At 60.1% G+C, this 7124-nt stretch carries 9 protein-coding genes; 5 read left to right on the forward strand and 4 right to left on the reverse strand.

Going from position 1 to position 7124, the window contains the following annotated elements; translation table 11 throughout:
* The 3 genes from ACRESD_RS14780 to dksA form a co-directional block, all read right to left on the reverse strand.
* Positions 1-622, reverse strand: a 622-nt coding sequence (locus tag ACRESD_RS14780) for a DUF1826 domain-containing protein (RefSeq protein ID WP_431751590.1), incomplete at its 3' end; no start/stop codon positions are given.
* On the reverse strand, positions 622-1830 hold the full coding sequence (gene zigA / locus ACRESD_RS14785) for a zinc metallochaperone GTPase ZigA (RefSeq protein ID WP_431751591.1): 1209 nt from the start codon (positions 1828-1830) through the stop codon (positions 622-624). The genes zigA and ACRESD_RS14780, both read right to left, overlap by 1 nt.
* A 27-nt stretch (positions 1831-1857) precedes the next feature.
* Positions 1858-2262 (reverse strand): RNA polymerase-binding protein DksA, encoded by a 405-nt coding sequence (gene dksA, locus ACRESD_RS14790; RefSeq protein WP_431751592.1) that lies wholly within the window; start codon positions 2260-2262, stop codon positions 1858-1860.
* Between the two features lie 128 nt (positions 2263-2390).
* On the opposite strand from dksA, the gene ACRESD_RS14795 reads away from it, so the two are divergent.
* A complete protein-coding gene (locus ACRESD_RS14795; RefSeq protein ID WP_431751598.1) occupies positions 2391-2759 on the forward strand; it encodes a glutamine synthetase in 369 nt (122 codons plus the stop codon).
* Here the strand turns inward: ACRESD_RS14795 and ACRESD_RS14800 are convergent.
* Complete coding sequence (locus ACRESD_RS14800) at positions 2756-3967, reverse strand: N-acetylmuramoyl-L-alanine amidase (protein WP_431751593.1); 1212 nt, start codon at positions 3965-3967, stop codon at positions 2756-2758. The two genes, ACRESD_RS14795 and ACRESD_RS14800, sit on opposite strands and share 4 nt — an antisense overlap.
* A 128-nt stretch (positions 3968-4095) precedes the next feature.
* On the opposite strand from ACRESD_RS14800, the gene folE2 reads away from it, so the two are divergent.
* From folE2 to ACRESD_RS14820, 4 genes are all read left to right on the forward strand, one after another.
* Positions 4096-4986, forward strand: a complete 891-nt coding sequence (gene folE2 / locus ACRESD_RS14805) for a GTP cyclohydrolase FolE2 (protein ID WP_431751594.1) — start codon at positions 4096-4098, stop codon at positions 4984-4986.
* Positions 4983-5651: a metal ABC transporter ATP-binding protein gene (locus ACRESD_RS14810; RefSeq protein WP_431751595.1), complete on the forward strand. Its 669-nt coding sequence runs from the start codon at positions 4983-4985 to the stop codon at positions 5649-5651. The genes folE2 and ACRESD_RS14810 overlap by 4 nt, the downstream gene beginning before the upstream one ends.
* Positions 5651-6517: a metal ABC transporter permease gene (locus ACRESD_RS14815; RefSeq protein WP_431751596.1), complete on the forward strand. Its 867-nt coding sequence runs from the start codon at positions 5651-5653 to the stop codon at positions 6515-6517. Before ACRESD_RS14810 ends, ACRESD_RS14815 begins: the two co-directional genes overlap by 1 nt.
* An 11-nt stretch (positions 6518-6528) precedes the next feature.
* Positions 6529-7124, forward strand: a 596-nt coding sequence (locus tag ACRESD_RS14820) for a metal ABC transporter solute-binding protein, Zn/Mn family (RefSeq protein ID WP_431751597.1), incomplete at its 3' end; no start/stop codon positions are given.

Here is a 7124-nt window from a genome sequence, read left to right on the forward strand (position 1 = left end):
GGATCAACCGTCGCTCATCCGCGCTGAGCGCCGGCGAGCGGTGGATCAGACCGTGACCTTCGTTGCCATGCCATTTGGTGCCCTTGAGCAAGGCGACTTCACCGCAGTGGATCTGCTCGATACGCTCGACAGGTTCGGCCTCCGGCTGGCTAAGCTTACGTCGGTCCATCACCCCTTCGCGCAACCACTGGCTGCCGATCCCGGCATAAGTGGTGATCAGTCGTACAGGCACATGATCGACGTGAAAACGCGGGCACATGGCCTTGTCCAACAACCGCAGGCGTACGCCAATCCGTTTGGCCCCCAGCAGGCAAGCGAAAGCGCTGACCAGCCATGATACGTCGGCGATAAAGCCTTCGTAGCCTTCCAGATCGCGGCAACTGGACGCCAAGCCCTGCAAGTTCGGCATGGCATCCTCGTGATTAAGCTCAATCACCAAGGACTCGGCCAGTGGCTCGTTGAGCGCTACCAGCAAGGCGCCAAATTCCGCGATGTGCAGCGGTAACTGGCGTTGCCACACCGCCAGGTTTACGCCGTCTTCGAGGATATCGGACAGCGCCAACGGGGTTTCGCCGCGGGTCTGGCGGATAACGGGCCGTAGCGGGATAACCGGGGCGAGCATCACGCGGCAGCCTCTTCATACCAAGGGCCAAAGGGGTCGACCAGTTGGCACCATCCTTCGACGCCCAGGGCCATTTCTTCATCGGTAAGCAGGCACGCGTCCAGCTCGGCGCGCATCTGGGTGAAGTCGATATTCTGCCCAATGAAGACCAATTCCTGTCGGCAGTCGCCGGTGCTCAATTGCCAGTTGCCCATGATCGCCGCGATGCTTTCTTCGTCTTGAGGCCATTGGCTTTTCGGCACAAAACGCCACCAACGACCGGCAAAACCATGACGCATCAAACCACCGGCCTGGGACCAACTACCCGCATCCTGATGTTTGCTGGCCAACCAGAAAAAGCCTTTGGAACGCAGCAGCTTACCGTTGACCCACGGGCGGTCGATAAAGTCGAAAAAGCGCTGTGGATGAAACGGACGGCGCGCGCGATAGGCCGTGGAGGCGATGCCGTATTCTTCCGTTTCCGGCACATGTTCACCGCGCATTTCCTGCAGCCAGCCCGGCGCTTGGGAGGCACGCTCGAAGTCGAAACGGCCGGTATTGAGGATCTTGTGCAGCGGCACTTCACCCATGACCATCGGAATGATTTCCGCCTGGGCATTCAGGCGCTCAAGAATGGCCATCAATTCTTCGCGCTCGCGGCTGCTGATCAGGTCGATCTTACTGATCAGGATCACGTCGGCGAATTCGATCTGCTCGATCAACAGGTCAGTGATGGAACGCTCATCTTCTTCGCCCAGGGTTTCACCCCGAGAAGCAAGGCTTTCGGCGGCCTGGTAGTCGATCAGGAAGTTCATACCGTCGACCACAGTGACCATGGTATCCAGGCGGGCGATATCGGCCAGGCTCTGCTCGTTTTCATCGCGGAAGGTGAAGGTTTCAGCCACGGGCAACGGTTCGGAAATACCTGTGGATTCGATCAGCAGGTAATCGAACCGACCTTCCTTGGCGAGTTTTCCGACCTCTTCCAGCAGGTCTTCACGCAAGGTGCAGCAGATGCAGCCGTTGCTCATTTCCACCAGTTTTTCTTCGGCACGATTGAGGGTGACGTCGCGCTGGACCTCGCTGCCGTCGATGTTGATTTCGCTCATGTCGTTGACGATCACGGCCACCCGCAGGTTCTCGCGGTTGCGCAGGACATAGTTGAGCAGCGTGCTTTTTCCGGCGCCGAGAAAGCCGGACAACACGGTAACGGGAAGACGGTTGGTCATCAGGTAATCCTCATCAAGGGTGGCCGGTCAAATCGCCCGTTTATGGCGTTCGCGCAGCTCTTCACGTTCTTTGGCTTCGATACACAGGGTGGCGGTGGGACGCAGCAGCAGGCGTTGCAGGCCGATGGGTTCACCGGTTTCACGGCACCAGCCGTATTCGCCACGGGCCAGCAGTTCCAGGGCGTCGTCGATCTTGTCCAACAGCTTCTTTTCCCGCTCCAGCAGGCGCAGTTGCCATTGGCGTTGCTCTTCTGCGCTGCCGACATCGGCCGGGTCGCTGTTGGTTTCCTGCTCGCGTAGCGCCAGGAACTCAGCATCGATACGCGCTTGCAGCTCATTGCGTTGAGCCAGCAATAACTCGCGGAAGAAGCCTTGCTGGGCCTCATTCATGTAATCGGCGGGCGGTTGGGCCAGGAGGTCTTGCTCAGTCATGGGAAGCGGTTCACGGATCGGGTGGTCTTTTAATGTTATAGTATAACAACACAGATAAGCCAATCCTCCCTTGCTCGTCACGACGAAGGGCGCAATGCTGGAGCACTTTCTTGCGACGAGAAGCCTCGATGAAATACCTGGTGTGCGCTCTGTTATTGGCAGCGACAGGACAAGCCCATGCTCAAGCGCCGAGCCTGTTGGCCAATTGCACGCGCAGCGCCAACGTGCTGGCCTGTGTGGACCCGTTGGGCAACGCCTATAGCGTGGCGACTGTCGGCAGCACCACGTACTTGCGGGGTTTCGAAGTGATCGGTAAGCGCTACTGGGCACAGACCAACAGCCGCTACGGGCAACTGACGTTCTTTACCGGGCTGGCGTCGGACGGTGAGGCGTGGGTCGGCTACACGCGCCGCGTGGGCTGGACCACTATCAACCGGTTCTCCAGTTCAGGTGGCGCCAGCGCCAAGTTCACGTGCAGCCGCATTACTGGCTGTTAGACCTGGCCGTTCTTCTGTTCCTGAACCCATGCCATATAGCTGTTCATCGGTGGGTTCTTCTGGAAATATTTTTGCAGACCTTCAAAAAGACCATCCGCCACCGCCTGTTGATGACGCGCTGTCACCAGCCGCTGGGCATCCTGGGTATTGGAGATAAACCCAGTTTCCACAAGGATCGATGGCACGTCCGGTGACTTGAGCACCGCAAAGCCCGCCTGTTCCACGCGCTTCTGGTGCAGCGTGGTGATGCTTTGCAGGCTGCCCAGCACTGAACTGCCCAGTTGCAGGCTGGAAGCGATGGTAGCGTTCATCGACATATCGAGAATCACCCCGGCCAGCATCGGGTCCTTGTCCTTGAGATTGAGCAACGTGGTAGCACCGAGCAAGTCTGCGCCGTTTTCACGTTGCGCCATGAAGCGCGCCGTGGCAGATGTGGCACCGCCCTCAGACAACGCGTACACCGACGCCCCCGAGGCCGTCAGCCGTGGCGCGGCATCGGCATGCACCGAGATGAACATATCGGCCTTGTGCTGGCGGGCGATGTCCACGCGCTTGCGCAGCGGCACGAAGAAGTCATCGTTGCGCACCAGTTTCACGGCGAAGCCCTTCTCGCGCTTCAAACGTTTGGCCAGCAATTGGGCGATAGACAGCACCACGTCTTTTTCGCGCTGACCTTTGGAACCAATGGCCCCCGGGTCTTTGCCACCGTGGCCAGGGTCGACCACTACGATGATGTCGCGCTTGGGGTGGGCCTTGTCCACAGGCGCGACCAAGAGCGCGGGCTCTGCAGCGATTTGGCGAGGTGCGCGGGTGGCATTGGTCAAATCCAGTACCAAGCGATGCCCTTGGCCATCCTGCGGCGGCAATAGAAAGCTATTGAGCTGCATCGGCGCGGCCAGGTCCAGCACGATGCGCGTGTCACCTTTGCCGAAATGCCCGGAGCGGATGGAAGTGATCCCGCTGTTCTTCAACGCCAACTGAGAGAAATCACCCGAGAGGCCGGCACCGCTCAGGTCAATGATCACGCGCTCCGGCGACGTCAGGGAAAAGGTCTTGTATTGCACCGGGCCGCTGAGGTCGAGCACCAGCCGCAGTTTGTCTTCCGAGCGCCACAAGCGCGCGTTGCGAATCTGCGTGGCATAAGCCCCCAACGGCAAGGTGAACAGGGGACTGACCAACAGCAGGTTAAGGAGCTGACGTCTGTGCATGGCAAATACCACAAATAAAGGAGCGTCCCTGCTCGACATGACTGAAGAAAGACTGAAGTAGAAAAATCATCGTCGACTCAATCGTTATAATATAACATGTCTTTTTATTTCCAACGATGGACCTGCCCATGAATGCGCTGACTCTGCCGGATATCGCCGCGCAGGCTTCACGCCAAGCCTTGCCACTCGACTGGGTGGGCATGTGCGGCATCGCCCTGCCCATCCTGATCGACAACCAACGCCTGGCCGCCACCGCTGATGCCGGCGTGAGCCTGGACGATGGTTCGGCCCGTGGCATTCATATGTCGCGCCTGTACCTGGCCCTGGAAATGCTCGATCAGCAACTTCTTACGCCTGCACTTCTGCGTAATGTACTTCAGCGCTTTCTCGACAGTCATGAAGGTTTATCTAAGAACGCTTACTTGCGTATTCATACGAATCTGCTGCTGAAACGCCCGGCGCTGGTCAGCCCATTGGCCGGTTGGAAAGGCTACCCGGTGTGCATCGAAGCGCGCCTGGAAAACCAGATGTTCCACGTGGAACTAAAAATTGACGTTACTTATTCCTCAACCTGCCCCTGCTCAGCTGCCCTCGCCAGGCAGTTGATTCAACAACAATTTCTCGAAGATTTCGCCAACACGCCGTTGCAGCATGAAGACGTGTTGACCTGGCTTGGCAGCGCGAACGGTATCGTCGCCACGCCGCACAGCCAACGCAGCAGCGCGCAGTTGCACGTCCAATTGCAAGGCGATCATCTGCCGCTGACAGACCTCATAAACACCGCAGAAGCCGCCCTCGGCACCGCCGTACAAACCGCCGTGAAACGTGCGGACGAACAAGCCTTCGCGTTGGCCAACGGGCAGAACCTGATGTTCTGCGAAGACGCCGCCCGCCGCCTGAACCTCGCCTTGAAACGCTCGGATGCCGTCAAAGCCTTCCATCTCAAAGTGATCCACGCCGAAAGCCTGCACGCGCACGATGCCGTGGCTGAAAGCCGCTGGACGAGACACCCTGCATGATCACCTGCAATGCTTTGCGCTGGGGCGCACCGGGCCAACCCCTGACCCCCGCGCTGGATCTGACCCTGGAAAAAGGCAGCCTCACTGGCATCATCGGCGCCAACGGCACCGGTAAAAGCAGCCTGCTTAAAGTCATCGCCGGCCTGCAAAAACCGCTGACTGGCAAAGTCACCGTGGAGGTTCCACGCCGTGGTGGCTTGTCGTTTCTGCCCCAACAACAACACTTGGATCGCCAGTTCCCCATCAGCCTGCAAGAGCTGGTTGCCGCGGGCTTCTGGGGAAGCAAACTAACCCCGGAACAACGCACCCAACGCCTGCAAGCGGTGCTGGAAGACTGGTGCCTCACGGGCCTGGAACATCGCCCGCTGATGGCATTGTCCGGCGGCGAACTGCAACGTGCGCTGCTCGCCCGCATGAGCCTGGCGCAAGCGCCGGTGCTGCTGCTCGACGAACCTCACGCCGCCCTCGACGAAGAAGGCCAGGCCCTGTGCTGGAAACACGTACACGCCTGGCACGATGAAGGCCGCACGGTGATCATCGTTTGTCACGACCTAGCCTCCGTACGGCACCACACTCAGCAGGTCGTGCAGATCAAAAGCACAGGCTGCGTCTTCGGTCCCAGTAAAGAGCTGATCCGCCCGCAACCGCACATGCAGGTGGCCTGATGCACTTCACTGCCCACCTGTGGATGCCCTTCCACGATTTCGTTTTCATGCGCCGCGCACTGATCGGCGGGCTGGTGCTCGCCTGCAGCACCGCGCCGTTGGGCGTGTTTCTGATCCTGCGACGTATGAGCCTGATTGGTGACGCCGTGGCTCACGGCATCCTGCCCGGTGCCGCGCTGGGCTTCTGGTTCGCCGGCCTCAGCCTGCCCGCCTTGACCATCGGCGGCCTCGGAGCCGGCCTGAGCATGGCCGGGTTGTCCGCCTGGATCACCCGCCGCACCGGCCTGCGTGAAGACGCCAGCCTCGCCGCCATCTACCCCATCTCCCTCGCCGCCGGCGTGTTGATCCTCGGCATCGCCGGCAAGCGCCTGGACCTCCTGCACCTGCTGTTCGGCTCGGCCCTGGCCGTGGATGAAACCACCCTGACTGGCATGCTCTGGGTCTCCGGCTTCAGCCTGATCGCTATGGCGCTGATCTATAAGCCGCTGCTGCTGGACACCCTCGACCCGCTGTTCCTGCAAACCGTCAGCCGCCTCGGCCCACTCGCCCACGGGTTGTTCCTGACCCTGGTGGTGTTGAACCTGGTGATCGGTTTCCAAGCCATCGGCGCGTTGATGGTGGTGGGTTTGATGATGTTGCCGGCCATTGCTTCACGCTTCTGGAGCCGGCGTCTACCGGTGTTGATCGCAGTATCGGCGGTGCTGGGATGCCTGTCGGTGTGGTTGGGTCTGTTGCTGTCGTTCTACTACTCGCTGCCCAGCGGCCCGGCCATCGTGCTGGTGGCTGGCGGTGGGTATCTGCTGTCCGTGGTCTTCGGTCCGGTGCACGGCTTACTGCGCCGTCCGCCCGCTCTTACATCCCAATGAGGTGTCTCCCGATGCGCGCTTTACTCGTGCTGTTCAGTCTGCTGCTGCCGTTGTCGATGGCCCAGGCCGCCGAAAAACTCCAGGTGGTTACCAGCTTCAGTATTCTCGATGACATCACCCACCAGATCGGTGGCGATCACATCCAGATCAGCAACATGGTCGGCCCCGACGCCGACGCCCATACCTATGAGCCCACGCCGGACGATGCCAAGGCGCTGCTCAAGGCCAAGGTCATCATCAAGAACGGGCTGGGCTTCGAGCCTTGGCTCGACCGTCTGGTAACCAGCACCGAAACCAAGGCCACCGTTGTGACCGCCAGCAAAGGCGTGATCTCCCACACCATGGAGGAAGACGGTGAAACCATCCCCGACCCGCACGCCTGGCACAACCTGGCCAACGCCGAAATCTATGTGAACAACATCACCAAGGCGCTGGTGGCGGCCGACCCGGCCAACAAGACCGACTACCTGCGCAACAGCCAGGCCTACCTGAAAGATATCTACCGCCTGCTGGCCGAAGCCAAGACCAAGTTCGGCGCGCTGCCAGCGGGCAACCGTCGAATCGTCACCTCACATGACGCCTTCGGTTACCTGGGCCAGGCCTATGG

Source organism: Pseudomonas sp. (assembly GCF_050739995.1).
Classification (GTDB): domain Bacteria; phylum Pseudomonadota; class Gammaproteobacteria; order Pseudomonadales; family Pseudomonadaceae; genus Aquipseudomonas.